This is a genomic window from Caballeronia sp. INDeC2, assembly GCF_023631325.1.
In the GTDB taxonomy this organism is placed as follows: Bacteria; Pseudomonadota; Gammaproteobacteria; order Burkholderiales; family Burkholderiaceae; genus Caballeronia.
On the sequence record NZ_JALQDG010000036.1, the window covers coordinates 1 to 25,840 of the forward strand.

General features: G+C 62.8%; 24 protein-coding genes. 9 read left to right on the top strand and 15 right to left on the bottom strand.

What is annotated here, in order from left to right:
- Positions 1 to 145: 145 nt before the first annotated feature.
- Entirely contained in the window at positions 146 to 709 is a 564-nt protein-coding gene (locus NCS28_RS22785; RefSeq protein ID WP_250516043.1) for a PAS and helix-turn-helix domain-containing protein, read from the top strand.
- Between the two features lie 179 nt (positions 710 to 888).
- Here the strand turns inward: NCS28_RS22785 and NCS28_RS22790 are convergent, their stop codons facing one another.
- Positions 889 to 1,437: a carbonic anhydrase gene (locus NCS28_RS22790; RefSeq protein ID WP_250516044.1), complete on the bottom strand. Its 549-nt coding sequence runs from the start codon at positions 1,435 to 1,437 to the stop codon at positions 889 to 891.
- A 45-nt stretch (positions 1,438 to 1,482) separates the two neighbouring features.
- Positions 1,483 to 2,502, bottom strand: coding sequence for a nitrilase-related carbon-nitrogen hydrolase (locus NCS28_RS22795; protein WP_250516045.1), 1,020 nt, complete (start codon positions 2,500 to 2,502; stop codon positions 1,483 to 1,485).
- A gap of 216 nt (positions 2,503 to 2,718) precedes the next feature.
- Between NCS28_RS22795 and NCS28_RS22800 the strand changes: the two genes are divergently transcribed.
- Both NCS28_RS22800 and NCS28_RS22805 read left to right on the top strand, forming a co-directional pair.
- Complete coding sequence (locus tag NCS28_RS22800; protein WP_250516046.1) at positions 2,719 to 3,675, top strand: GlxA family transcriptional regulator; 957 nt, start codon at positions 2,719 to 2,721, stop codon at positions 3,673 to 3,675.
- A 223-nt stretch (positions 3,676 to 3,898) separates the two neighbouring features.
- On the top strand, positions 3,899 to 4,441 hold the full coding sequence (locus NCS28_RS22805) for a cytochrome P460 family protein (protein WP_250516047.1): 543 nt from the start codon (positions 3,899 to 3,901) through the stop codon (positions 4,439 to 4,441).
- 250 nt (positions 4,442 to 4,691) lie between these two features.
- Here the strand turns inward: NCS28_RS22805 and NCS28_RS22810 are convergent, their stop codons facing one another.
- Both NCS28_RS22810 and NCS28_RS22815 read right to left on the bottom strand, forming a co-directional pair.
- Positions 4,692 to 5,639, bottom strand: a complete 948-nt coding sequence (locus tag NCS28_RS22810; RefSeq protein ID WP_250516048.1) for an alpha/beta fold hydrolase — start codon at positions 5,637 to 5,639, stop codon at positions 4,692 to 4,694.
- A 110-nt stretch (positions 5,640 to 5,749) separates the two neighbouring features.
- Positions 5,750 to 6,397, bottom strand: coding sequence for a cysteine hydrolase family protein (locus NCS28_RS22815; RefSeq protein ID WP_250516049.1), 648 nt, complete (start codon positions 6,395 to 6,397; stop codon positions 5,750 to 5,752).
- 432 nt (positions 6,398 to 6,829) lie between these two features.
- Here NCS28_RS22815 and NCS28_RS22820 point away from each other — a divergent pair, with 432 nt between their 5' ends.
- The 3 genes from NCS28_RS22820 to NCS28_RS22830 all read left to right on the top strand — a co-directional run bounded on the left by NCS28_RS22820 (position 6,830) and on the right by NCS28_RS22830 (position 9,159).
- Positions 6,830 to 7,735 carry a helix-turn-helix domain-containing protein gene (locus NCS28_RS22820; RefSeq protein WP_250516050.1) on the top strand — a complete coding sequence of 302 codons (906 nt, stop codon included), beginning with the start codon at positions 6,830 to 6,832 and terminating at the stop codon, positions 7,733 to 7,735.
- Positions 7,736 to 8,080: 345 nt separating this feature from the next.
- The gene (locus NCS28_RS22825) at positions 8,081 to 8,545 is read left to right on the top strand and encodes a GNAT family N-acetyltransferase (RefSeq protein ID WP_250516051.1); all 465 of its coding nucleotides are present in this window, start codon (positions 8,081 to 8,083) and stop codon (positions 8,543 to 8,545) included.
- Positions 8,542 to 9,159 carry an FMN-dependent NADH-azoreductase gene (locus tag NCS28_RS22830; RefSeq protein WP_250516052.1) on the top strand — a complete coding sequence of 206 codons (618 nt, stop codon included), beginning with the start codon at positions 8,542 to 8,544 and terminating at the stop codon, positions 9,157 to 9,159. The genes NCS28_RS22825 and NCS28_RS22830 overlap by 4 nt, the downstream gene beginning before the upstream one ends.
- Here the strand turns inward: NCS28_RS22830 and pdxR are convergent.
- The gene (gene pdxR / locus NCS28_RS22835; RefSeq protein WP_250516053.1) at positions 9,156 to 10,625 is read right to left on the bottom strand and encodes a MocR-like pyridoxine biosynthesis transcription factor PdxR; all 1,470 of its coding nucleotides are present in this window, start codon (positions 10,623 to 10,625) and stop codon (positions 9,156 to 9,158) included. The two genes, NCS28_RS22830 and pdxR, sit on opposite strands and share 4 nt — an antisense overlap.
- Positions 10,626 to 10,721: 96 nt before the next feature.
- On the opposite strand from pdxR, the gene NCS28_RS22840 reads away from it, so the two are divergent.
- A complete protein-coding gene (locus tag NCS28_RS22840) occupies positions 10,722 to 11,471 on the top strand; it encodes an SDR family oxidoreductase (RefSeq protein WP_250516054.1) in 750 nt (249 codons plus the stop codon).
- Between the two features lie 22 nt (positions 11,472 to 11,493).
- On the opposite strand, the gene NCS28_RS22845 is transcribed toward NCS28_RS22840, so the two are convergent.
- The gene (locus NCS28_RS22845) at positions 11,494 to 12,600 is read right to left on the bottom strand and encodes a porin (protein WP_250516055.1); all 1,107 of its coding nucleotides are present in this window, start codon (positions 12,598 to 12,600) and stop codon (positions 11,494 to 11,496) included.
- Between the two features lie 281 nt (positions 12,601 to 12,881).
- Positions 12,882 to 13,148, bottom strand: a complete 267-nt coding sequence (locus NCS28_RS22850) for a hypothetical protein (RefSeq protein ID WP_250516056.1) — start codon at positions 13,146 to 13,148, stop codon at positions 12,882 to 12,884.
- Positions 13,149 to 13,201: 53 nt separating this feature from the next.
- On the opposite strand from NCS28_RS22850, the gene NCS28_RS22855 reads away from it, so the two are divergent.
- A complete protein-coding gene (locus tag NCS28_RS22855; RefSeq protein ID WP_250516057.1) occupies positions 13,202 to 13,573 on the top strand; it encodes a hypothetical protein in 372 nt (123 codons plus the stop codon).
- A gap of 60 nt (positions 13,574 to 13,633) precedes the next feature.
- Here the strand turns inward: NCS28_RS22855 and NCS28_RS22860 are convergent, their stop codons facing one another.
- The 4 genes from NCS28_RS22860 to NCS28_RS22875 form a co-directional block, all read right to left on the bottom strand.
- Positions 13,634 to 15,607 carry a PhoX family protein gene (locus NCS28_RS22860; RefSeq protein ID WP_250516058.1) on the bottom strand — a complete coding sequence of 658 codons (1,974 nt, stop codon included), beginning with the start codon at positions 15,605 to 15,607 and terminating at the stop codon, positions 13,634 to 13,636.
- Positions 15,608 to 15,820: 213 nt separating this feature from the next.
- Positions 15,821 to 16,849 (bottom strand): alpha/beta fold hydrolase, encoded by a 1,029-nt coding sequence (locus NCS28_RS22865; RefSeq protein WP_250516059.1) that lies wholly within the window; start codon positions 16,847 to 16,849, stop codon positions 15,821 to 15,823.
- Positions 16,850 to 16,903: 54 nt separating this feature from the next.
- Entirely contained in the window at positions 16,904 to 18,412 is a 1,509-nt protein-coding gene (locus tag NCS28_RS22870; RefSeq protein ID WP_250516060.1) for a M81 family metallopeptidase, read from the bottom strand.
- A 31-nt stretch (positions 18,413 to 18,443) separates the two neighbouring features.
- On the bottom strand, positions 18,444 to 19,757 hold the full coding sequence (locus tag NCS28_RS22875; protein ID WP_250516061.1) for an MFS transporter: 1,314 nt from the start codon (positions 19,755 to 19,757) through the stop codon (positions 18,444 to 18,446).
- Positions 19,758 to 19,877: 120 nt separating this feature from the next.
- Here NCS28_RS22875 and NCS28_RS22880 point away from each other — a divergent pair, with 120 nt between their 5' ends.
- Positions 19,878 to 20,861, top strand: a complete 984-nt coding sequence (locus tag NCS28_RS22880) for a LysR family transcriptional regulator (protein WP_250516062.1) — start codon at positions 19,878 to 19,880, stop codon at positions 20,859 to 20,861.
- Here NCS28_RS22880 and NCS28_RS22885 read toward each other — a convergent pair.
- From NCS28_RS22885 to NCS28_RS22900, 4 genes are all read right to left on the bottom strand, one after another.
- On the bottom strand, positions 20,803 to 22,020 hold the full coding sequence (locus NCS28_RS22885) for an MFS transporter (RefSeq protein ID WP_250516063.1): 1,218 nt from the start codon (positions 22,018 to 22,020) through the stop codon (positions 20,803 to 20,805). The genes NCS28_RS22880 and NCS28_RS22885 overlap by 59 nt on opposite strands.
- A gap of 86 nt (positions 22,021 to 22,106) precedes the next feature.
- The gene (locus tag NCS28_RS22890) at positions 22,107 to 22,742 is read right to left on the bottom strand and encodes a hypothetical protein (protein WP_250516064.1); all 636 of its coding nucleotides are present in this window, start codon (positions 22,740 to 22,742) and stop codon (positions 22,107 to 22,109) included.
- 49 nt (positions 22,743 to 22,791) lie between these two features.
- Positions 22,792 to 25,071, bottom strand: a complete 2,280-nt coding sequence (locus NCS28_RS22895; protein ID WP_250516065.1) for a putative bifunctional diguanylate cyclase/phosphodiesterase — start codon at positions 25,069 to 25,071, stop codon at positions 22,792 to 22,794.
- Between the two features lie 110 nt (positions 25,072 to 25,181).
- On the bottom strand, positions 25,182 to 25,820 hold the full coding sequence (locus NCS28_RS22900) for a Vgb family protein (RefSeq protein WP_250516066.1): 639 nt from the start codon (positions 25,818 to 25,820) through the stop codon (positions 25,182 to 25,184).
- Between the last annotated feature and the right edge of the window lie 20 nt (positions 25,821 to 25,840).

A 25,840-nucleotide genomic window follows, 5' to 3' on the forward strand; every position in this document is an offset into this window, starting at 1 on the left:
GCTGGAGCGAGTCGCGCATCAAGAAGGTGATGGGCGAGAACTGGATGCGCTTCTTCGGCGAAGTCTGGAACGTCTGATGCTGCGCGAAAGTTATCGAACCCCGGTGTTACGATAACTTTTCGCCAGACGCGGCAAGCTTTCCGATATGACCGATTCGACGCCCGAACTCGACTACGAGGATCTTTTCAGGCATTTGCCCGTTGCCGTCATCGTCGCGAGAGAACGGGTCATGGTGGATTGCAATTCGCGAGCGCTGGAACTCTTCAGGGCGACGCGCCGCGATATCGTCGATCAATCGTTCTCTAAGCTTTATCCGCAGCGCAAGGACTTTTCCACTACTGGCCGCCGTCTCGCGCCTCTGCTCGCGAAGCATGCGCTCTTCAGCGATGACCGCATCATGCGGCGTATCGACGGCACGCATTTCTGGGTCACCGTTTGCGGCTTCGGATATAACCCGAAGCGGCCTTTCGAACTTGCGATCTGGACTTTCACGGACTTGTCGCAGGGCACCAAGCAATCCGACAACGCGAGCATGTTGACCGAACGCGAGCGTGATGTGGCCGCTCTGCTCGTGCACGGCATGACGAGCAAGGAGATCGGCAAGGAGTTGAATATCAGTCCGCGCACGGTCGACATTCATCGTGCGAGCTTGCTGCGCAAGTATGGCGTGAGGGGGACCCCGGAGTTGATGGCGCGGTTGTTGGCGTGAACGGTACGGAGTTCGTGGAGTTTCTGGCGACGGCGTTTGCCGACCCAATGCTGCCGATCGAGCCGTCGCGGTTCCTACAGCATGCGTCCGAGGTGAAACTGTCATCCCGTGCTGTCACTGTGAACGACTGCCGCTGAACAAATCAACCCAGCCAGTCTTTGGCGTCGAGGTCGAACGCTTCATCGTTCGCCTGCCGTCTCACGCAACGGCGCGGGAGGAACGACAGTCTCGACGAGGCCCGTCTTGACGTCGTAAACCAGTCCCGACACGATCAGGCTATCGGGAAGGTCCTTGTTCGCCCGGAGTGCTGCCACGTCGAGGACCACCGCCTCGTACGGTTCGGTGATGGCGAGTTCATCGAGCGAGTCCGTCTCGACGCCAAGATGCTTCGCGAGCAACGCGGGTGCATGCTTGTGGCAGCCGATGATCCCGCAATCCGTGTGCTGAAGCAGGACGAGATTGCGCGCGCCATCGGGGCGCCCTGCTGCTTTCGCTACAACGCTCAGCACCGCCAACGTTTCCAGCAACGGCTTGTTGATCCGGCCGCCGACGTTGCGAATGACGGCCGCCTCACCCTGCTTCAGGCCGAGCACATTCGCGGGATCGACGCGAGGATCGACACATCCCACGACGACCGTTCCCGTCGACGGCATCATCTTGAGTTCAGGGGCGAACCCGGCGTGTGCAAATTCGGCATTGCGCTCCAGCATGACATCGTTGAAGTCCATTTCGCTTACCTCTTCGTAGTTGGCTCGAAGTTGCCTGGTTGAATTTCATGCGTCTGTGACATCGCACTCACGCGATGCGCACTCGACGACGGTATCGCTGATGCCACGCGCAGGCTCAAGCGAGGTCACCGATCGCTCGATGACGTGCAACTTCGGCGTGCGGTCGATCACCAGCCCAAGCACATCGGGGCGGCTGTAATGACCACGCGAGTCCATCATGCGTTTGCGCTTGTCGATCTGCCAGAAATCCAGATCGGCGATGATCTCTCCCTCCCCTTCACGCAACGGCGCGCCGCCCATGTACTCGCCCTCCGGCGAAACGATCGCGGTGAAGCAGCCGCTGGAAATCGGGCCGATCTGGGTCGTGTTGGTATCCTGCAGAATCTGCTGTTGCTGCTCGGGAGTCAGCCAGGCGGTCGCATTGACCACGAAGGCACCCGCCTCCAGCGCGTGCTGCCGGATGTTCACGGAGATCTGCTCGGAGAAAAGATCACCAGCGAAAGAACCCGGATACATGGCCGAATGGATTTCCTCACCATCGGCCATTAGCGCGTAACGAGCGAGCGGGTTGTAGTGCTCCCAGCACGCCAGTTGGCCGACCCTTCCCACGGCGGTATCGATTGCACGCAAACCGGAGCCATCGCCCATTCCCCAGACCATTCGCTCGTGATAAGTCGGCGAGAGCTTCCGGCGCCGCTGTACGAGCGTGCCATCCGCATCGAATAGCAGTTGTGTGTTGTAGATCGTCCCGCCGTCGCGCTCATTGACGCCGATCGACACCACCATGCCGGCCTGGCGTGCCGCTTCGCCGATTGCGCGCGTCGTCTCCGACGGGACCCTCACCGCCTGCTCGAGCAGTTTGTAATGCTCGGCGCCCATCGCAAATGGCGATTCGAGGAAAGAGAAGTACGGATAATAGGGAACGACGGTCTCGGGGAACGTCGCGAACTGGACGCCCTGCTTGCCGAGCTCGCGAATCTTTCTGACGACTTTATCGACAGTGCCTTCCCGGCTGTAGAGAACAGGCGCGATCTGAACGGCCGCGGCCCGGATGATTTTCGACATGATGGTGTTCCTTTCGTTGCTGCGAAGCGGTGAGAGAAGTGCTTGTACCTTAACGTCGCGAGCCATTACGATCTATGTCGTTGTTGCCACCATTCATGACATCGATCGCTCGAGCGCGGACCGCGCACGGCTTTGGGTCATGCGGCTGCTATCTGGAAGCCACTCCAGGCAGCGCACATTCACACCGCGTTCCTTTTGCGGACGGCAGGATCAGACATGCACCGGATTGGCTTCATAGTGCCGAGAAGATTTCAGATGATGAGCCTCGCGGCCCTGACGGTGTTCGAGATTGCGAACATGCCTCACGGAAGCCAGAGCTACGAAGTCCATGTGTTGTCCGAACGCGGTGGTCCCGTCGAGTCTTCGGGCGGCATGAAGCTGGACACTGAAGCATTTGGCGATGCCGCATTCGACACGGTCATCGTAGGCTCGATCACGGAAATGAGAATCCCGACTCCCGACGCCGCCGTGTTGGCTTTCGTGAAGGAGGCGGCCAGAGCATCGCGACGAATGACGTCGATATGCAGCGGTGCCTTCGTTCTGGCCGAGGCCGGGCTGCTGGATGGCAGGCGCGCGACGATGCATTGGGCGCATGCGGCGGAATTCAGGGCGCGGTTTCCGAACGTCATCACGCAGGAAGACCGGATCTTCGTCAACGACGGCCCGATCTGGACTTCGGCTGGAATGACGGCCGGTATCGACCTTGCGTTGGCGTTGCTCGAGAACGACCTCGGCGCCGATACCGCAAAAATGGTCGCGCGGCTCCTCGTCATGAATCAGCGTCGTCTCGGCGGGCAGATGCAACACTCCGCGCTGCTCGATATGACGCCCAAGTCCGACCGTATCGAATCGGTCCTCACGCACATTCGCAGCAACCTGCGCAATCCCCTCACCATCGAGGAACTTGCCGATGTGGCGAACCTCAGTCCTCGTCAGTTCAGCCGTGCCTTCGTAGCCGAGACCGGCCAGTCACCGGCCAAAGCTGTGGAACAGCTTCGCCTGGAAGCAGCCAGGTTCATGATCGAGCAAGGCCGCCACACGATCAACGTGGTCGCGCAGGAAACGGGTTTCGCGGACCGGGAACGTATGCGCCGCGCGTTCCTCCGAACGTTTGGCGTGCCCGCAGATGTCCTGCGCAGGAGCGCCCGGCGCGAACTGGCCACTGGCGACTGAAGCCACGCTGTGCAGCGAGCTGGCGCACGCGCGGCTCACCCAAGAATGACCGATGACCGAGCGAAGCAGACGGTCAAGTGTCAGCGTCGCAGCGTTGGCGACGTCCGAAAATAGCCGGGCCCGGGCCGATGTCGACTGGCCCTCGTCGCCTTGACAAAGATTAATCGCAGGGCTAGCTTGAAATCAGGCTCGAGCTTTGCGTATTTGATTCGGAGGCCACAAGATGACTCGGAAACTGATCGTCCTGGCGTTGATATCGACGTCGCTCTCCGGTTCGATATCTCTATCGACCGCGGCTGAAGAAAGCACATCGTCGGGCTCGGACGGGCGGGCCTCGCCGGTGTTCGGCGTCACTCTTCCTCCAGGCTACCGCGACTGGCAATTCATCAGCGTTGCGCATGAAGCAGGCAACAACAACGATATCCGAGGCATCCTCGGGAACGACATCGCAATGAAAGCGCTCAAGGAAGGAACGTTGCCCTTTCCCGACGGTTCCATCATCGTGCGGCTTGCCTACGAGTATGTTTCGTCAGCGCGGAACAACGCCATTTTCGGCCGCGAACAATCTTTCGTCGCTGGAGCACCAACCAATGTTCAGATCGAGGTAAAGGACTCCAAGCGCTTCGCGAATACGGGCGGATGGGGTTACGGGCAATTCGAGAACGGCAAGGCTAATCCGAGTTTGAAGATCGTCAATAGCTGCTTTGCTTGCCACGCGAAATTGCCAGCTAGCGCAGATTTCGTGTTCACGACATATTCAAAGTAGTTCGGCTTGCAGCGCCGCGAAAGCCGCTTTTTTTCGACGTGACAACATACGAGCAGCGCCAGCAGCCTGAGGACGGCGCCGCCCACCGCCAAGGACGGTTGCGAGGCACCGCCACGCGTCGATTACAGAGCGGCCGAATTGGGCCAATCGCCTGCGCGCGCATTAATGCTGAGTTGGTTACTTAGTGATACCTATGATCACTTTATAGGAGAGCCACCGCGCGCGCCGATCGCACACGTGGCCCTCGCACTCATATTGCCGCGTTGCCCGACCGAGCCTTCGATTCAACGTTTCGCCCAAGGAAATCGCGTATCAGCGGGACCATCTCATCCGCCTTGTCTTCCAACGCGAAATGACCCGTGTCGAGCAGATGGGTCTCGACGTCGGGCAGATCGTTTTTATACGGATACGCGCCGTCCGCCGGAAAAATGAAATCGTTCTTGCCCCACACGATCAGCATCGGAGGTTTGAACTCCCGGAAATACGCCTGCACTTGCGGGTATAGCGGCAGATTGGTTCTATAGTCATAGAACAGGTCGAGCTGGATGTCATTGTTGCCGGGGCGATCGAGCAAGGCTTGATCGTGGACCCAGTTGTCCGGCGATACGCGGGTGCGATCGGATACGCCGTCGGTATATTGAAAGATAGTCGTCTCGATAGTGAGTAGCGACAGCAACGCTTTGCGGCTCGCATCCGAGCCGTCGGCCCAATACGTTTTGATAGGGTCCCAGAATGCCTTGAGGCCTTCGTCGTATGCATTCCCGTTCTGGACGATGAAGCCTGTCACGCGGTCCGGATACTTGAGAGCAAGTCGCCAGCCGACAGGCGCGCCATAGTCCATCACATACATTGCGTACCGGGTAACACCGAGTTGATCGAGAAGTCCGTCTACCAGTTCGCTGAAACGGTCGAACGTGTATGCAAACTCCGCGCGATCCGGCATATCGCTTTGTCCATAACCCGGATAGTCCGGCGCAATCACGTGGTAACGGTCGGCGAGTGCAGGAATCAGATGCCTGAACATGTGCGACGACGTCGGAAAACCATGCAATAGCAGAACCACAGGCGCGTCCGGCGGCCCGGCCTCCCGGTAAAAGATGTTTAGTCCTTCGATTGCCGCCGTCCGGTGATGTGTGACGGGATAGACGGGTTTCGAGAGACTGACAGAAGACGCAGGACTCGAAGCGACACTGTTCATAACGATGCTCCATGGGCTGATGGGTGACCTGCCACTTGGCGCCAGGTGTAGAGGGCGGTGGAACCGAAAGACTTGTGAGGTCGAAGACCTGGACGCCGACCACCAAAGACTCAAATCATCGTTGCGATGATCTCGTCAGTGGAAACCACAGCGTGTGCGAGAAACGCGTAGTTGATCATTGCGGCTTTATAGCCGTCGCCCCAAACGGGATGGCGAGGCCCTGCGGTCGCGTCGGCTACGACGTAGACCTCGAAACCCTGTTCGAGTAAATCCCGCAAATGAGCCTCGACACACATGTTGGCGAGCATGCCACCGAGGATCACCTTGCGCGTGTAGCGTTTGCGCAATTGCAGTACGAGGTCGTTCGTTTGCGGCCCGAAAACTTTATGGGGACTCGCGACGACCGTGCGGCCGTCATCGATGTAGGGCTTGAATTCTTCAAGCCAGTCCGCGCCGGATCCCTGAAATCCCAGCAGGTTCAGAGGGCCCTCGCGTGAGAACGTACCGGTTGAAAACTCGTCAGCTTCCAGCGGGCCATTGAACTTCCACGCACGATCGGTCGGAAAGAAGTAATGCGGCGATATGAAAACATTGAAATCGGCGGATTTCGCCGCCGCAAATATTCTCAACATGTTTTCAACCGTTTTGTTCTCCGTGACGCTCGCACCTACCGCCCCCCAGTTTTTTCCAGACGGGCTCAGAACGTCGTTCTGCGGGTCGATGAAGACCACCGCCGTATCGCTTCGATCGAGATTCATCGCAAGGCCTTTTCACAAAGTTGAGGGGCAGCGTAAGAAGTCGTTCACGTGCCCCCGCCGCCAGGCGCAAACAGTCAACGACTCCTGCAAAGGCAATTGATCACTCACATCTTCAACAGCAATGCTGGCTCATCTTCGGTTCCATTCTGATAGGTCCGGGGCGCCGACGATTGGATAAACCTGCGGAAAGTTGGATCTGCTTGACGAATCTCGCAACAAAATCGACAGCGCCATGACCGCACCGCTATTGTCTGATCAGAGTAAACGGTCGCGCAGATCGCCGTGACTGTTTCAATATGGTGCCCGCATCTGGCCCCCCTTGAAAATATAAAACTGCCTGCCTATGCTCAATGCTTAGCCCGCCGGCCATCTTTACTCCGGCAATTCTAAGTTGTGCCCAGTATTGGGTGGCGCAGATCGGAATACAAAGGGATGAAAAGCGACGCATACGGCGACTCGATCGCCCGAACATTCGGACTTCGTCGCGCCCGGTCGCATAAGCTGGTAAGGATCGGCGGCGACACATCCTTCGCCGCGACCCGTCTGACCTCGGGGCCCGCCGGACTCGCGCGTTCATTGCCGATCAAGCGGGAGCGAGCTCTGATTGTCGTGCTGCAGTTATGCCCGCTTCTCAGCCATAAGATGTGGATGGACGACCGCCCGAAGCCGGTCGGTCCCTGGCCAGCGGGAGGACTGGCTGTCGTCGATTTGGAGCAATCGCCATCCTCGCATGTCATGGGCGCAATCGACTGCATCCAGTTTTATTTTCCTCGAGCCGGACTTGAAGCGATCGCCGCACGCGATGGCGTTCGGCCCATAATCGATCTCGTGATCCCGGACGGCGTACAGGATCCCGTCGTCCATCAATTGGCGCAATTGATGCTGCCTGCAATGGAAGCACCGGATCAGGCCAACGACCTGTTCCTCAGCGGACTCATAAATGCACTGCATGCCCACCTCGCGCGCACCTATGGCGGCGTTCGACCGGAGGCGGCGAGTCTGACAGGAGCCTTGGCGCCCGCGCAACTAGCCCGTGCAAAAGACCTGATCTCATCCAGGCTGTCAGGAGCAGTTTCGATTGCCGAGGTCGCATCCGAGTGCGGGTTGTCGGCCGCCCACTTCTCGCGCGCATTCAAGATGTCGACGGGCGTTGCTCCCCATCAGTGGCTTCTTTTGCGACGGGTGGAAGTTGCTAAAGGGCTGTTGAAAAAACGCGAGCATACGGGCGCGGAAATCGCCGCGATGTGCGGCTTCACAGATCAAAGCCATCTGATTCGCGTTTTTTCCTCGATGGTCGGCGTGACACCAGGAGAATGGCAGCGGCGTTATGCCAAATAAAGGTGATGCGGACACGTTCTTTTCGGGCAGCGGTCACGCAATAGCGGTGCAACTTCGCCTCCGCAACGCTCTTCGCCCTAAGCGCTCAGATGGCTGCTTGTTTGACTTGAACAGAACTTCGAACCTCGTCCACCACTTGCAATCGAAGGGCTGAAGACGGCCGCGTTCAGCTTATCCGCAAACGGCCTCCCCGAAAAAACTGCCCGAGCACCGCGCTTCACCGGGTGACGAACCCAAGGCAGCACCAGATCCAACCCTATGGCCCGGTCAAGACCCCAATTCTTGGCCCTTCAGCCCGCGCCAACGCGCCGCTATCGTACGTGTCATGCAACGTGGAGATCACGCATGAACACCTCGATCACCTTCCGGCATCTCGACGATCCCGACGACTGGACACGCGCCTTCGACATCATGAAGGAACTGCGCCCGCATCTCACCGACGCCGACGCCTTCCGCGTGCAAATGCGCCGCCAACGCGAGGAGAGCTATCGCCTGCTCGCCGCATGCGACGACGACCGCGCGATCCTCGGTCTCGCCGGCTATCGGACGCAGACGAACACGCTGTACGGGCGTTTCGTCTATCTCGACGACCTCGTCGTCACTGCGCGGCTGCAACGCAGCGGCATCGGCGCGCAATTGCTCGACAAGGTCCGCGAGATCGCGCGTCATTCGCACTGTGCGCATTTCGTGCTCGACACCGGCCTGCACATGGCGCTCGCGCAGCGCTTCTACTATCGCAACGGCCTGCTCGCGAAAGGCATGCACTTCGTCGATGCGCTCGCCGGCAAGGACACGGAGGCCCCGCGATGAACGTGCTCTTCATCAACGCGAGCCCGCACGGCGATGCGAGTCATGGCTATCGGCTTGCACTGGAAATGATCGGCATGCTGCGCAAGACTGCGCGCATGGAAGTCATCGAACGCGATCTCGCCGCGCAGCCGCTGCCGCCCATCACGCAAGACTATGCGCGCGCGATCACATCGCGTCATCTGGACACCGCCTCGTTCGACGTGTCCGAGCAACTGGTCCGCGAACTCGAAACGACGGATGCCCTCATCATCAACACGCCGATGCATAATTTCACCGTGCCCGCCGCGTTGAAGTTGTGGATCGATTACGTGCTGCGCATTCACCGCACGTTCGCGTCCACGCCCGAAGGCAAGGTCGGCCTGATGCGCGACCGGCCCACGTTCGTGATCGTCGGATCGGGCGGCTTTCATGGCGGCGAGCACGCGCGTCAGCGGGATTTCCTCACGCCGTATGTGCGTTACGCGCTCGGCTCGATCGGCCTTCAGAGCCTGCACTTTCTCTTGTTGCAAGGACTCGTGCGTGGCGATGATGCCGTGAACGAAGCGCTGCACCGTGCACGCGATGAAATCGGCCGACACGCGCTCTTCGCTTCGAACGACGCGATCACGCCCTAACCGTCATATGCGCGCCGGAGAAGACGCGCAAGACGCGCGGCTTCCGCGGCATCGGCGACATTCGCGAAGCCCGCAACGATCCCGCGCAACGTATGCTTCGTGCGCCCGTTCAGATACCACGCCGATAGCGCCAGCACCGCGAGCCCCGCTTCGCGCGCGCGGGCAGCGATCGCCATGTCGTCGATGAGACCGTCGCGTCCCTTCGAAAAGATCGCGACGAGGTGCATGCCGCCCGTCGGCAGTTCGATGCTCACGCGATCGCCGAACGCCTTCACGATCGCGTTCGAAAGCAGCATGCGCCGCTCGGCATACAGCGCGCGCATTCGCTTCAAGTGCCGCGCGAAATGCCCTTGCGCGATGAAGTCCGCCACCGCCGCCTGAAAGAGATAAGGCGAGCCCGCATTCATGCTTTTCGTGAGTTTCGCGAAGCGCGCGACCGCCCGCTCGGGCACCACCACATAGGAAAGCCGCAAGCCCGGAAACAGCACCTTGCTGAACGTGCCGCAATAGATCACGCGATCATCGCGATCGAGGCTTTTCAGCGCGGGCAGCGGACGGCCCACGTAACGGAACTCGCTGTCGTAATCGTCCTCGACGATCCAGCTCCCCGCGCGGCTCGCCCAGTCAAGCAGCTTCATGCGTCTCGCGAGCGACAGCGTCACCCCGAGCGGACTCTGATGCGATGGCGTGACGAATGCGAAGCGCGCATCGGCATCGAGCGCAATGCCGGCATCGACATCGAGCCCTTCTTGATCGACCGGCACCGGCACGAGCCGCACGCCCGCTTCGACGAGAAAGTTACGCGCGAGCAGATAACCCGGCTCTTCGAACCACCCGCGGTCATCCGGCTTCGCGAGACTGCGCAGAATCAGTTCAAGCGTCGAGCGATAACCGTTCGTCACGAACACCTGTTCCGGCACGCACTCCACGCCCCGCGACAAGCCGAGATATGTCGCGATGCGCTCGCGCAATGGCCGATAACCGGAAGGATCGGGATATGTGAGCGCGGCAACGTCCCCGCTGCGCGCGCGATACGCGACGAGCCGGCTCCATACCTTGCGCGGAAACGCATCGAGCGCGGGCAGGCCGGGGCGTAAAGGCTTCGCATCGTTGCCGATATCGGCGGCCTGTTCGACGCGCCTGACACGCGGCGCATCCGCACGTTCGCGGCTCTTGCGCGCGGCGGACCGTGTGACCGCGCCCGGCAGCGACGACGACACGAACGTGCCCGCCGCGCCGCGCATCTGCACATAACCCTCATCGACGAGAATGTTATAGGCCATCTCGACCGTGCCGCGCGCAGTATTCAACTGCGTCGCGAGTCCCCGCAACGCGGGCACGCGATCGCCTGGCTTCAGATGGCCCGCCGCGATCGCGGCCTTGAAGCGTTCGCAAATTTGCAGATAGATCGGCGACGCTTCGCGCCGGTCGATTGCTATGGTCAGTGTGTTGCTGGCTCGTGACATGGACTAGTCCGTTCGACGATTCTTGTCCCTTCTTGCTAAGCCATGATTGTCACACAATGAACTCACATTCACTTACCTTTGATCGAGAGGTGCATCATGAAAATCGTCGTCATTGGCGGTTCGGGTTTGATCGGCGCGAAAACGGTCGCGATTTTGCGTGGCAAGGGCCATGAGGCGATTGCCGCGTCGCCGCGCAACGGCGTGGATTCGGTGAGCGGCGCAGGGCTGAATGAAGCGCTTCGCGGCGCGCACATCGTGATCGACGTATCGAACGCGCCTTCATGGGCGCCGGACGACGTGATGGCGTTCTTCCGCACGTCCACGACGAATCTCGTCAAGGCCGAAGCCGCCGCGGGCGTACAGCATCATGTCGCGCTATCGGTCGTCGGCACGGACCGCATGACGGACAACGGCTATTTTCGCGCGAAGCTCGCGCAGGAGAAGCTGATCGCGGAATCGGGCGTGCCGTATTCGATCATCCGCGCAACGCAGTTCATGGAGTTTCTCGGCGGCATCGCCGATGCGGGCACGCACGACGGCAAGGTGCATCTGTCGACGGGACAGTTCCAGCCGATCGCCGCTGACGACGTCGCGGCCATCGTCGCCGATGTCGCGCTCGCCGCGCCGCTGAATGGCATCGTCGATATCGCGGGGCCGGAGCGTGCGCCGTTGCATCGGATAGTCGGTCGATATCTGAAGACGCAGGGCGATGCGCGTGAGATCGTCGTCGATCCCAAAGCGACGTACTTCGGCGGCACGATTACAGAGGACTCGCTCGTGCCGACCGGCGTCGCGCGCCGTGGAAACATCGCGCTGGAAGACTGGCTCAAGAACGCGCGCTCGTGAACGGCGCAATGCCTCGCGCGTTTCAGAAGATGTGCATCATCCCGACGTAAGCGCCCGTCTGCGACTCGCCCGCCATCGGGCTCGTGCTCGGCTCGGCGTCGCGCGGTGTCGCGAAGACCGAGAACGTGCCGTTCGCGCTGTTGCGCACGTAGGCCACGGTGCCGTACAGGAACGTGCGCTTGCTGAAGTTGTAGGTCGTGCCGAGCGCGTAGAGCATCGCGTGGCTCGCGGGATCATGCGCCGCATCGCCCGCACCCTCGCCCACGTGGATATAGAAGCCAGCCGCGGTGACCGCCCACGCGGGCGTGGCCTGATAGGTTGCGCCGAGCCAGTAGTGATCGGCGCTGTCGGCCACGCCCGCGGGAGAATCCGGCGCAGCGTAGTGCGTGTAGGCGGCCTGCACCTTCCACTTGTCCACCTTCAGGTTCGCGCCGACGAAGTACTCGCGCGACGCCTGAAATATGTTGTCCAGCTTGCCGTCCTGACTGCGCAGCTCGTCGTAGATGCCGCGCACGTCGAGCACCGGTGAGTGATACGTCAGCATGATGCCTTCGGAGCGGCCGAACTCCCCTTGCGCGCCCGAATTGAACGCGCCCGGCTGATTGCCGAACGCATACTGCCCCTGCACGTCGAAGCCATGAAACACGGGGCTGTGGTACTCGACGTTATTGCTCGTCTGCTGCCAGTTGCGCCCGCGCACGAGCGACGCCGATGAAACCGCCTCCTGCACGAAGGGATCGAATTCCCACACGCCGTCGCTATCGATGAAAAGGTTGCGGCCCGCCTGCAACTGGCCCCACGTTTTCGAGCTCAGACCGACATACGCGCGGCGCGACCATTGACGTCCGCCGCCGGTGGTGCCGTTCATGATCTGGAGGGCGGTTTCGAGGTCGAAGACGGCGCTAAGGCCGCCGCCGAGATCCTCGTTGCCTTTGAGGCCCCACATGCTGGTGCCCCAGTCGCCGCCTTCGGCGCTCCATCGCGAAACGCTGCCGCCCGTGCCGTTTGCAATGTGATTCAGATATTCGATGCCGCCATCGATACGGCCGTACATCGTGACGCTCGTTTGCGCCCACGCGCCCGAGGTGACGAGAAGTAGACTTGCCGCTTTCCAGAGACGAACTTTCATGGCCGACTGAACTCCATGCTGCCCGGTTGAAAGAAAACGATTGGCAGCACCTTAGCACCATCCGATGAAGTCGGCATGAATCAGCGGATCGGTCGTTGAAATGGCTTAAGCGTGAGCACCAAGTATCGGCATGTTCATTCGGATACCTTATATTCTGGCGATGTCATACGACATCGACGATTCGATCGCTTTCAAGAAGCCAATACGCTATTCGAACGTGTGCATCCGCACGCCGCAGTCATGTCCGGACGGTCTCGCGTGCGCGTCTTCGATACATCGAGCTATACGTTCCTGGGCTTCAATTCCGCGAGTCCGGTCTTGCAAGGCGCGGGCTCGTCGGGCGGCACGATCGGCTGGCCGAATCCGCTTGTCGTCGATCCTTTGATGATCTCGCTGAACAACGTCGCGCCGTCGAACTTCACGGTCGCGGATGCGCTCGTAGCGAGCGGCGCGCACGGCACGTCGCTGCCATTCGTAGCGGGCGGCAGAGTGAGCGTCACGTGCGCCGACGCGAGCGGGGCAAGCGCCGCGCCGGTAGATTGCAGCATGGCGTTCGTGCCGTTTCCCGGAAACAAGGCATCGATCCGATCGGACGAAACGTTTGGAAGTCTTCCTCCAGACGCTTTTAAACGCTCCCCGTAAAGAAACGTTCACCCGTGCCGATAACCTGAAACAGAAGAGGCCAAACGATCGTCCGCGGCCTTTTCGATATCCGAGACGAGGGCCCCGCAGTCATACCGCGCGGGCCGATAACATCGACAGAGAAAAAATGGTCTTCAGCTACAGGGACATGATGGTCACGCCGGCGGCGGTCCGGCAGGGCAATGTGTTTGCCGCGACGGCGCGAATCCAGGATTTGAACGGCATGGAGCGTTCCGTGCGACTGCCGGGCGAGTTTCCCAACGTCGAAGAGGCGATCCGCTTTGCAATCGCGGCGGGCTTCGAATATATCGATTGCGAGCGGCGCTGCTGATTTCACGCGGGAAAAGCATCGACGCCGCGACCGCTGATCGCGGCGTTTTCCTTTTCCTCGTCAGCCCAGCTTGATCGACGCCGGATCGGCAGTCAGATACCCCACCGCCGCGCCGAAGCGGTCCTTGTAGTTCGCGCGGATGAGCGGATCGAGCGTCGCCTGCACCTTGCCGTGCAGCGCCGTTTCCCAGTCGCCCGCATGCTGGAAGTTGCTCATGACGTAGGTCCAGCCGTTGATCTCGTCGACTGCGTGCAGGCCCGTCGATTCCGCGCCCGCAGGCGCCGACAGAACGCGCGTCAGCGCTTTCGTATCGACGTTGTACGCCCACAGGAAGTTGTTGACGTGCGCGCCGCTGTCCTCGCCGATGAACAGCGTGCGCAGCTTCTCCGAGAACTTCAGGTTATCCGGATTCGCGATGCGCTCCGGGTTCGCGAGATTGCCGAGCGCGTCCGACGCAATGTCTTCGCCGACGAGCGCGGCCGGCGCGGCCATGTCGACCGGCACCCATTCGCTGTCGATCGCGGCGCCGGTGAGATCGCGTTGGCCGCCCTTCAGATTGAACGCATAGACGGCGCCGGCGGTGATGGCGCGATCGAGCGCGATGTCCGTCGAATGCGCGTCGCCCTTCACCATCGACTTGACGATCTGCGACATCGCCGAATAGACGATCTTGTCCTTCGCGTTGACCGTCGTGCCTTCGAGCTTCGTAAAGCACATGCTCGCGCCGCGCAGCGCGGCATAGCGATGCGTCTCCAGGAACGCGGCCGCTTTCTCCATGCCCGGCTTGATGCGGATCCAGTTGAACTTGCCGCCGAAATGGATGCGCGTGTAGGTCGCATCCAGCGCCGGGCCGACCTTTTCGTCGGTGACGACGTCCATGATGTCGGCGATCGTCAGCGTGTCGGCGAGATGCTCGATTTCATCGCTCGTCGCGTGACCGAGGTTGAGCCACGTCAGCGTGGCCGAGCCCGCGCCCGCCGACGACGTCTGCGCGCACTTCGCGACGTAGAGCGTGCCCGCCGAGAGATCCGCTGCCTTGTCCGCGACGAACATGAAGATGCCGCCGTTGGTGGCGTCGTCGCCCATCATCACGGTGCGCTTGTCGGGCATCACCTGAATCAGTTCGTGCGAGATGCGCCCGAGGCAATAGTGCTTCGTGATCGTGCCGGTGCCGTCCGCATGCACGGTGACTTCGGGCACATGGCCGTAGTGATAGGGGCGCGCTTTCGTTTCGTCGCCGTAAAGGTTCTTGCTGTATGCCTTGAACTGCGCGTCCGTCGATGAAAGCGCCGCATCCGGCTCGTACTCTTCGCTCGACAAATGCGTGTTCCACGGCGACAGGCTCGCGCCGCATGTGATCCACAGACCGTGCGCCTTCGACGTATCGACGTTCGCGTAGCTCACGAGCGAGAGCTTGCCGGTTGCCGGATCCTGATCGAGCGTGAGCACGGCGATCGGCGACGGCAGGCGTCCATACATGCTGACGGCGCTTTGATCGCGCGTCGTGTATTCGAACTGCACGACCGCGAACACGGGGTTGCCCTTCACGCCCTTCACCGCCGGATTGTCGAGCTTGATGAGCGACGTGCCGTCCGGGCAATCCGAGAAGAACTGGCGCTCCTTGCCCGGCGCAGAACGGTCGACGATCGGCTGATTGTCGATATCGAAGTAGCCGCCCGCGACGATCGTGCCGCCCGCCGTGTTCGGCACGACATCGCCCGTCATGAAGAACGGCTGATAAGCGAGCTTGTAGGCGCGGTTGCTGCCGTCGCTGAAGTTCACGGTCATCGTCGACGCGACGGTGGTCTTCGCCATCGCGTTCGGATCGGCGAGCGTCGGCGCGGCCATGCCGGTGAACGTCGCCGTGGTGAAGGCGGCGGCCGGCGCGGGCGCGGGCGTGGCCGCGTTGCTGTCGCTGCCGCCGCATGCGGTGGCGAGCAACGAAGCGGTGGCCGCGCCGCCGAGCGGCAGCATCGGCGCGCCGGCGAGAATCTTGAGGGCTTTGCGGCGGGAAAGGTCGAGTCGCTGCGCCATGTGTGGTTTCGAGTCCTTGATCGTGGGTTGTGTAACGGCGATGAAAGTCCCTGCTCCGGGCCATTGCGGCCCGATGTGCCGTTTGATGCGCTACTTTAGGAAATGAATGTGAAATGCGTTTGACAGGCTGGTGTAATTATCTGGTTTTTTGCCTGAAAGCGTGGGACTGTTCGATTCGAAGTCGCGGCGGGCAAACCGCGCCCGCCGCCCCGCTCACATCCGCCCCGCCTCGATCACCGCATCCGCGAAAGCCTTGGGCGCTTCCTGCGGAAGATTGTGTCCGATGCCGCCCGCGATGTTCCGATGCTGGTACTTGCCCGTGAACTTCTTCGCATACGCCGATGGATCCGGATGCGGCGCACCGTTCGCATCGCCTTCCATCGTGATCGTCGGCACGCCGATGGACGGCGCGGTCGCGAGACGCTGCTCCAGCGCGTCGTATTGCGCCTCGCCCTGCACGAGCCCGAGACGCCAGCGATAGTTGTGAATCACCACCGCGACGTGATCCGGATTCTCGAACGATTTCGCCGACCGGTCGTACGTCGCGTCATCGAAGTTCCATTTCGGCGATGCGAGTTGCCAGATGAGCTTGTTGAACGCGTGACGGTTCGCCTCGTAGCCCGCCTGGCCGCGATCCGTCGCGAAGTAGAACTGATACCACCACGCGAACTCGGCCTTCGGCGGCAGCGGCGCGCGATTCGCCTGCTGGCTGCCGATCAGATAGCCGCTCACGGAGACCATCGCCTTGACGCGCTCCGGCCACAGCGCCGCGATGATGTTCGCGGTGCGCGCGCCCCAGTCGAACGCGCCGAGCGTGGCCTGCTTGATCTTCAGCGCATCCATTAACGCGATGATGTCCACGGCGATCACCGCTTGCTGGCCGTTGCGCGGCGTATCGGCGGAAAGAAAGCGCGTCGATCCGTAGCCGCGCAGATACGGCACGATCACGCGATAACCCTGCGCGACGAGCAACGGCGCGACCTCGGCGAACGCGTGGATGTCGTACGGCCAGCCGTGCAGCAGAATCACGACAGGACCGTTCGCCGGACCCGCCTCCGCATATCCGACGTTAAGCGCGCCCGCATCGATCTGACGGATCTCCGCGAAGCCCGCACCCGGCGATGTGCGTTGCGGCGTTTGAGCGCGAACGAAGCCGCTCAAGCCGAGCTGCATCGCGCCGACGCTCGCGATCGTCGTGCCGAGAAAACGGCGGCGCCATGTGTTGATCTGATCATCCGGCATGTTGCGATACTCCTCTTGTCGACGTATTCAATGAGCGGAAAACAACGCGAATCATCACGCGGCCGATGCGCGCAGCGCGGCGAGCGTCGGTCCGAGCGGACGCACGCGCATGCGTGCATCGAGTTTGCGCCACGGCAGATCGGCCGGATCGGCGGCCATCGGACCGGGCGCCTTCGCGACGAGTATGCGCGACGCGATCGGCTCGAAATCGGCGCGAAAATGCACCGAACTCTTGTTGACCAGAATCTTCATGCGTTCCGGCTCGATGCCCGCTACGCGAAAGAGATTGCGGTCGAACACCTGCATCTTGATGCTGCTCACCGCGATGCGCACGCCGCCGATACGCAGGCACGCGGTCGGCCCGAGTTCGCCCGACATGCCGTTGAGCATCGGGCCATCGAAGCGAAAGCGCCCGTCCGACAGATACTCGACTTCGAACTCGCCTTCAAGCGGTGAATCGCCCGGCACGTTCGAGCCGCCGCCGAGCGCAAGCGCGATACGCGCACCGACGCCCGCGCGATGCGCCGCCCGCGCCGCGTTCTCGTCCCAGATGACGCCGACGGCCGCATCGCGCGCACCGTTGCGCAACAGCGCGCGGACCATGCCCATCGTGTTCGAATCGCCGCCGACGCCCGGATTGTCCTGCGTATCGGCGATGATCACGGGCTTCGTCGCGTCGCGGCTCGCATCGATGGCTTCGCGCGCGGCTTCATCGGGCGAAAGAAACGGCACGTCCCAGCGCGCTTCGTCGTTGACGAGCGTCGTGTAGAGCGCGTCGACGGCGTGGTCGGCGGCTTGCTGATCGAGCGCATAGCCCCAGATGACCGGCCCGCATTCGTCGAAGTCCGACGCGGGAAAGCCCGGCGCGAACGACAGCGACACGACATCATCCTTTTCCAGCGATTCGAGCGTGCCGTACATGCCGCGCGCCGGCTCGACGAGCGTGCACATGCCGTTCACCGGTATCAGGAAGGGCACGCGGCGCATCGCACGCTTCAACGGTCCGGCATGTTCGATTCGCTTCGCGAGCAAGTGCGCCGCGCGCAAACCGGTTTCCGCCATATCGACGTGCGGATACGTGCGATACGCGACGAGCGCATCCGCGAGCGCGACCATGCGCGCGGTGACGTTCGCATGCAAATCGAGCGAAACGACGAGCGGCATGTCATCGCCGACGATGCCGCGCACGCGCGCCAGCAATTCGCCTTCGCCATCGTCGAGATGCTCGGTGACCATCGCGCCGTGCAGATCGAGATAGATCGCATCGAAGCCGCCCGCGCGCACACGATCGACGATCGCGCCCGCAATGCGCTCGTACGCATCTTCCGTCACATGCGCCGATGCGCTCGCGCCCGCCCAGATCACGGGAATCAGTTCATGTCCCTCGGCCTCGGCCCACTGAATGAAACCGCCGACCGGTACGTTCACGTCGCGCAGCTTCAATACATCGTCGCCGTGCGCCATCGGCGGAAATCCTTCGCCCTGGATGAAGCTCTGATAGCTCGCCTTCGTCGGCGCAAAGGTGTTCGTTTCGTGCTGGAATCCTGCGATCAGGATCTTCATGACCGTTGTCCTTGAAAGTGTCGATCGATGTTCAGGCCGTGCGCGCGTTGGCCGCGGCGACCGTGCGTTTGTTCGTGAGAATCAGCACGCATGAAAGCGCCGCCATGCCCGCCATCACGACGAGGCCGCCGTTCGTGCTGCCGGTTGCGGACTTCACCCAGCCGATCACCGCCGGGCCCCAGAAGCCGCCCGACAAACCGATCGTGTTGATGAGCGCGATGCCGCCCGCCGCGGCCGGTCCGGAAATCGTTTCGGACGGAATCGCCCAGAAGACCGTGTAGGCCATCCACATGCAGGCCGTGACGAGCGTGAGCAGCGTAAGCGTGACGACGAGATTGCCCGATGCATGCGGCGTCATCACCAGCAGCGCGGCGGCGGCGAGCGCGGGCAGCGCGCTGTGATAGCGGCGCTCGCCGACCCTGTCGGAGCGTCGTGCTGCCGCATACATCGCGATAGCGGCGGCGATATACGGAATTGCGGCGTACCAGCCGAGATGCATCGTGTCGTTCACACCTTGCTCTTTGATGAGCGTAGGCAGCCAGAAGCTGATCGCATAGATCGGAAAGATGATGCAGAAGTACGCGATCGCCAGCAGATAGATGCGCGGATTCTTCGCGATCTCCCTGAACGATTCAATGCGATGCGACGCGCCGCCGTGCCCGCCGACTTCCGCCTCGACGAGACGCCGCTCGTCTTGCGTGAGCCAGCGCGCATCGCCGGGACGATTGGCGAGCACCCGCCACACGAGCGCACCCAGCGCGATGCACGGCAAGCCTTCGACGAGAAACATCCACTGCCAGCCGGCCAGTCCGCCGACACCCGCCAGCGACGAGATCAGCCACGCCGAGAGCGGCCCGCCGACGACGCCGCCAAGCGGACCCGCGACGAACACGAGCGCGATCGCGCGCGCCATGCGCTTCGGCCCGTACCAGCACGAGAGGTAATAGATCATGCCCGGCGCGAAGCCCGCTTCGAAGACGCCGAGCAGGAAACGCATCGCGTAGAACGCGGGCACGTTGCGCACGAAGAGCATGCACGCCGACGTGATGCCCCACAGCACGAGAATGCGGCTGAACGTGAGGCGCGCGCCGATCTTCGGCAGCATCAGGTTGCTCGGAATCTCGAACAGCACATAGCCGATGAAAAAGATCCCGGCGCCGACGCCGTACGCCGCATCGGAGAAACCGAGATCGCTTTGCATCTGAATTTTCGCGAAGCCGACGTTCACACGGTCCAGATACGCGAACATGTAGCACGCGATGAGGAGCGGCAGGAGCCGCCGGTTGATCCTGCTGTAGAGCGCCGAAACGGCATCGCCGCCTCGCAAGGTCTGAATCGTCGACATCCGCGTCTCCTGGTTTGTCTCCCCCATCGGGTGAGGCCATGTTGAGCGCGTGCGACCGTGCGAGCAAGAGCAACTAAGTTCACGTATCGTTGCCCTGTGAGCAACACTGGATCAATGACCATGCGCGAAATCAACCAGCAACGCCTGCGTTACTTTCATGAAGTGCTGTCGCACGGCACGATTCGCGGGGCGGCGGATCATCTGAATACGTCGCCGTCGGTGATTGCGCGGCAGATCAAATTGCTCGAAGACGAGCTCGACACCACGCTCTTCGAGCGGGAGCCGCGCGGCGTGCGGCCGACCGAGGCGGCGTTTCATCTGCTCGAATTCTGGCGCGGCTATCGCTCGCAACAGGAGAAGCTCGAAGACCAGTTGCACGCGCTGAAGGGATTGCAGCAAGGGCAAATCCGGCTCGCGGTGAGCGAAGGCTATGTCGATACGCTCGTCGACGACGTGCTCGCGCCGTTCTGCGCGCGCTATCCGCGCCTCGAAATCGACATGCGGATGCTCGCCGTCGACGACCTGCTGGAAGAAGTCGCGCAAAGCCGCGCGCATATCGGGCTTGCGTACAATCCGCCGCCGCACGAGCGCATCGAGAGCCGCGCGAGCTCGCCGCAGCCGGTCGTGCTGCTCGCGCGGCGCGATCATCCGCTCGCGCGGCGCGGCGGCGCCGCGCGGATTCACGATCTGCTCGACTATCCGCTCGCGCTGATGCCGCCCACTTTCGGCATCGGCCATGTCGTGAAGATGCTGGAGACGACCGACAACTTCGCGATCCGCCCGGCGCTTACGACGAACTCGCTCGGCGCGTTGAAGCGCTTCGTCGCCGCGGAGAATTTCATGACGCTCATCGGCGAGTTCGCCGCGTATCGCGAACTGGCGAGCGGCGAGCTGACCACGATCCCGATCGCGCATCCGCTCTTCGAAAGCGCGCAGGCGAAGCTGCTCGTGAAGACGGGGCGTCCGCTCGCGGCGGGGCCGCAGGAATTGCTCGACTGGATTCTGAAACGAATGCCGATGTTCGCGAGTCCGCCCGCGTCGCCCGTCAAACGAGCGCGGCCTCGGGCACCTCGGCGAGACGCGCCGCCGGCGAAATCGCGATGATCCACGCCTGCACGACGAAGCCAGCCGCCGCCGCGACGAGGCACGGCGCCATGCCGAAACGCGCGCTGATCGCCGCGCCGAGCAGCGCGCCGAGCGGCCGCGCGCCGTAGGTCGCCGTGCTGTTGAGCGCAAAGACGCGGCCCATCATGCTCGCGGGCGTGATGGCCTGACGCAGCGTCGTCGAGCCGACCGTCCACAGGATCGGCCCCGCGCCCATCAGGAAGAAGCTCGACGCCGCGAGCCAGAACGACGGCGCGGCGAGCGTTCCGACCATCGCGAGCGATGCAGCCAGCCCGCAGAACGGCCCGACGAGCAGCATGCGGCCGAACGCGATGCGCCGCGTGACGGCGGGCGCCGCGAGCGCGCCGCACACCATGCCGACGCCATACGCGCCGAGCGTGACGCCGACCGCCGACGCGCTCAGGCCGAGCCGCTGCACCGCATACGGCACATAGACCGACTGCAACGTGAAAAAGCCGATGTTGAAGAAAACGGCAGTGGCGAGCATCGGGCGCAGCAGCGCATCGCGGGCGACGAAGCGCGCGCCTTCGCGCAGCTCGATCAGGAAATGGCGCGCGGCGGCCTTCTGACGCGGCGGTTCGCGCAATCCCGCGAGCAGCATCGCCGCCGCCGCCGACAAGCCCGCCGCGCAGCCATACGCCCAGCCCGCGCCGATCCATCCGACGATCAGCCCGCCCAGCGCCGGCCCCGCCGAATACGCGACGCTGCGCGCAAGCTCGATGCGCCCGTTCGCGGCAGGCAGCGCAGCACGCTCGACGAGCGCCGGCACGAGCGCGGGCGCGGCGACGTTGTAGGCGACCGTGCCCGTCGCGCCGAGAAAGCCCAGCAGCGCGAGCAGCGGCAGCGTCAAGGCGTGCGAGAACACTAGAAGAAGGACGCAGGCCATCGCGACGGCGCGGGCGCATTCGGCGGCGGCCATCAGCGTGCGGCGCGAACGGCGGTCCGCGATCACGCCGAGCGGAATCGACAGCAGCAGAAACGGCAGCGTCTGCGCGCTCTGCAGCAGACCGATATCGACGGCCGATGCGCCGAGCGCGAACACGGCGGCGAGCGGTGCGGCGGCAAGGCCGATCTGCTCGGCCGATTGCGCGAGCAGGTTGGACCAGGCGAGGCGTCGAAAGGAAGCGGGGAAGCGCATCGAAGTGACTCCGTGAGGCGACGAGATGACTCATCGTCACGGATGCGGCGCGCGCCGGCACTCCACTTCTTGCGCTGTGATTCGCGTTACTGCGGCGTGCCGTCGAGCTTCGCTTTCTCCGCCGCGATCTGATCGGCGATCTTGGCGGCGAGATCGTCGAGCGAAGAGATGGATTCGGCCGTGTTGATCACGAAGCGCGCCGCCGCGCCGTAGGGCTTGGGCGCAGCCGCCGATTTCTGCCCTTTCAACTCGCCGCTCGTGTCGATCTGCGTGAGCGGCGCGTCCGGGCTCGCCGCGAGATTGGCGAGCTGCACGGTGACGTGCGTGTTGGGCGGTTCGTCCGATGATCCCATCGACGGCAGCGCGGCGCCGAATGCCGACGACAGCGTTTCGTCGAATTCGCCGGTCACGAGCCAGCCCGAGGTAGGCGGCGGCGCATCCGCCGTCATGTGACATGCGCCGATGCCCTTCGCGTCGAGCGCCTTGACGATCCCTTCGGCCAGCCCCGATGCGTTCTGATCGACCTTCATCGCGTTGCGCGCGGCACGCAGCCGCGAGCCGGGAAAACGCGACGCGCCGCCTTGCTGGCTCACCGGCGTGAAGTCGCGAACCTGAACCAGACCGCCTGCGCCTGTGCACGGCGGCGCGGATTCGGCGAGCGCGAGCGTGCTGATCGCGAAGCCGAGCACCGCCAGTGCAACGCGTGAGGATGAAGTGTTCATCGCTTGTCTCCGGCTCGCATCCGCGAATCTCGCGATGATAACGCCCGCTTCAGCGCAACGCAGCGAGCTCGCGCGCATCGGCCTGCGCCATCAGACTTGCGAGCGGCACGGGACGGCTGAGCAGAAAGCCTTGCACCTTGTCGCAATTCACTTCGCGCAGCGTATCGAGCTGCTCCTGCGTTTCGACGCCTTCCGCGACCACCGTCACGCCGAGCTTGTGCGCGAGATCGATCACGCCTTCGACCACCGTGCGCACCATCGCATCGGTGGCGATGTTGTCGACGAAGGACTTGTCGAGCTTCAGCACGTCCGGCCGGAAACGCGCGAAGTAGCTGAGGCTCGAATAGCCCGTGCCGAAATCGTCGATGGCGATGCGCACGCCCATCGCGCGCACGTTCGAGAGCACTTCCTGCGCGTCGTCGACGTTATCGATCAGCGCGGATTCGGTGATCTCCAGCGTGATGCGGTTCGAATCGATGCAGCCGCGCCTGATCGCGTGCCTGAGCACGGACACGAGGCGCGGATCGCGGAACTGTTTCGGCGACACGTTGAGCGCCACCGCGCACGCTTGCGGCAGCGCGAGCGCGAGTTGCGACGCCGCCAGCACGGCCTCGCGAATGACCCAGTGCCCGGCCTCTACGATGAGCGCGCTCTCTTCCAGCACCGGCACGAACGCGCCGGGCGCGAGCAGTCCGAGCTGCGGATGATTCCAGCGCAAGAGCGCCTCGACGCCGACGAGCGCGCCCGAATCGACGCGATACTGCGGCTGATAATGCAGCACGAACTGATTCTCGCGGATCGCGCCGTGCAGTTCCGCTTCGAGATGCGCGCGCGCGAGATCGTCCTTCTCGCGATCGCCGAACACGCGGAACGTGTTGCGGCCCGCGCGCTTCGCGGCGTACATCGCCATGTCGGCGCTGATGAAGAGCGCTTCGGGCGTGCGGCCATGCTCCGGATAGAGCGCGACGCCGATAGAGCATGTCATCGTCACGCTCTTGCATTCGATCTTGATCGGACGATGACAGGCGACCGAGAGCTTTCGGCACGCGCGCGCGATGCTTTCCTGTTCGAACGTGCCCGGCAGGATCACCGTGAACTCGTCGCCGCCCGGACGCGCGGCGATGGCGCCTTCGGGCAGCGTTTCCTGGATGCGTCGCGCGATCGTGCGCAACACGGCATCGCCGGCGATATGGCCCGCGGTGTCGTTGATGGATTTGAAGCGATCGATATCGATGAAGAGATACGCGAACGCCGCGCCTGCTTCGCAGCGCTTCAGAAGCGCGTCCATCATCGCGTTGCGGTTGGAGAGGCCGGTGAGGCTGTCGGTGTTCGCGAGCCGATGCAGTTCCTGCAGACGCTGACGCTCGTCGGTGGCATCCACGCACACGCTCACGACGCGCGACACGACGCCGTCCTCGGTCACCGGATAGATGTCCGCTCGCACCCAGCGCGTGCGGTCGTGCGGCAGGCACAGACGGAAATAGCTCTGCGTCGCGGCGCCCGTGTTCAGCGCCGTGCGCATTTCGTCGCGCAGCGCGGGCAGATCGTCGGCATGCACGCGCTCCGACCATGCGGTCTGATCGGCTTCGAGCGCGGCCATAGGCATTTCCCACATGCGCTCGAATGCGGAGCTCACGTGCAGCAGTTCGCGGAAATCGCGCGTCGCGGTCCAGAAGACGGCATCGACGTGATCTTCCATGTCCTTCTGCACCCGCGCGTTGCCGCGCAGTTCGTCGATGAGATTCACTTCCGCCGTGATGTCGCGCGATTTGCACAGCACCGCGGTGATCTTGCCGTGCTCGCCGTAGACGGGCGCGAAGGTCGACGTCCACCATTTCAGCTTGCCGTTCATCGTGCGGCACGCGCCGGAAAACGACGTCGATTCACCCGCTTTCGCACGCTCGAACGCTTGCCGCGCATCGGGACCGTCCCAGAACGCGAGCCAGTCGATGCCGACGAGATCCTCGGCGCGATCCGCTTCGAGCAGACGCCTGCCGACCTCGGAGATGCACATGATGCGGCCTTCGAGCGAGAGCAGCTTCAGGCAGTCTTCCGCGATGGAAAGCAGGCCGTGCGCGACCTGCCGCGCGACGAAGGCCTGGCGATTCGCCTTCTGCATGCGATGCACGACGAGGGTCGCGCCGAAGACGAGCGCGGCGAGCAGCACGTTGCACGGCATCGGCACGAAGAAGGTGCCGCATGCCGCGACGAGCACGCCGAGCGGAGCGAGACCGAGCCCATCGAAACGGCGTGCGTGTTCGAAGTACGGCAGGTTCCTGGCGACGTTCTCGCCGATGGTCCCGAGGAAATCGTTGGCGCCTCTCTGCACCTTTCTGGCCCTGTTGTGATGATGGCTTTGATCGGTGTTTATCGGCGCAAGGGCGGAAGTCTTTAGTAAGGAAGGCAGTGGTAAGGATTGCCGGGGCGAGAGGCAAAACTTTAGCCGCGCTTCGGTTTGCGCACGGCCCGCACCTTGCCCGTGCGCCCGCCGCCGCAGAAAAAGCGCTCGTGTCCGTCCGATTCGAGCCCCGATACGCCCACGCCTTCGGGCATCTCCAATCGCTCGATGACCTCGCCCGATTGCGGATCGATATGCCGCAGCTCGCTCTCGTCGCCTTCCCATGTCGCGTGCCAGAGTTCGCCGTCGATCCACGTCACGCCCGTGACGAAGCGATTCGACTCGATGGTGCGCAGGATCGCGCCGTTGTCCGGATCGACCTGATGAATCTTGCGTTCGTTGTATTGTCCGACCCAGAGCGTGCCTTCGGCCCACGCGAGGCCCGAGTCCGCGCCGCCGCCCGGCGCTGGAATCGTCGATAGAACGCGGCCTGTCTTCGGATCGATCTTCTGGATGCGGTCCTCGGCGATCTGAAACAGATGCTCCCCGTCGAAGGCCGTGCCCGCATGGGCCGCGACGTTCAGCGAGCGCTCTTTCTCGCCGCTGTCGGGGTCGAAGGCGTTGAGCGTATCGCCCGCCGCGAACCACACGCGCTCGCCGTCCCACGTGACGCCGTGCACGCCCTCGACATCGGGAAAAGGCCCATATTCACGGATGATTTCCGCTTTTGCGCGTTTCATGTCGCCGTCCTTTTCATGAC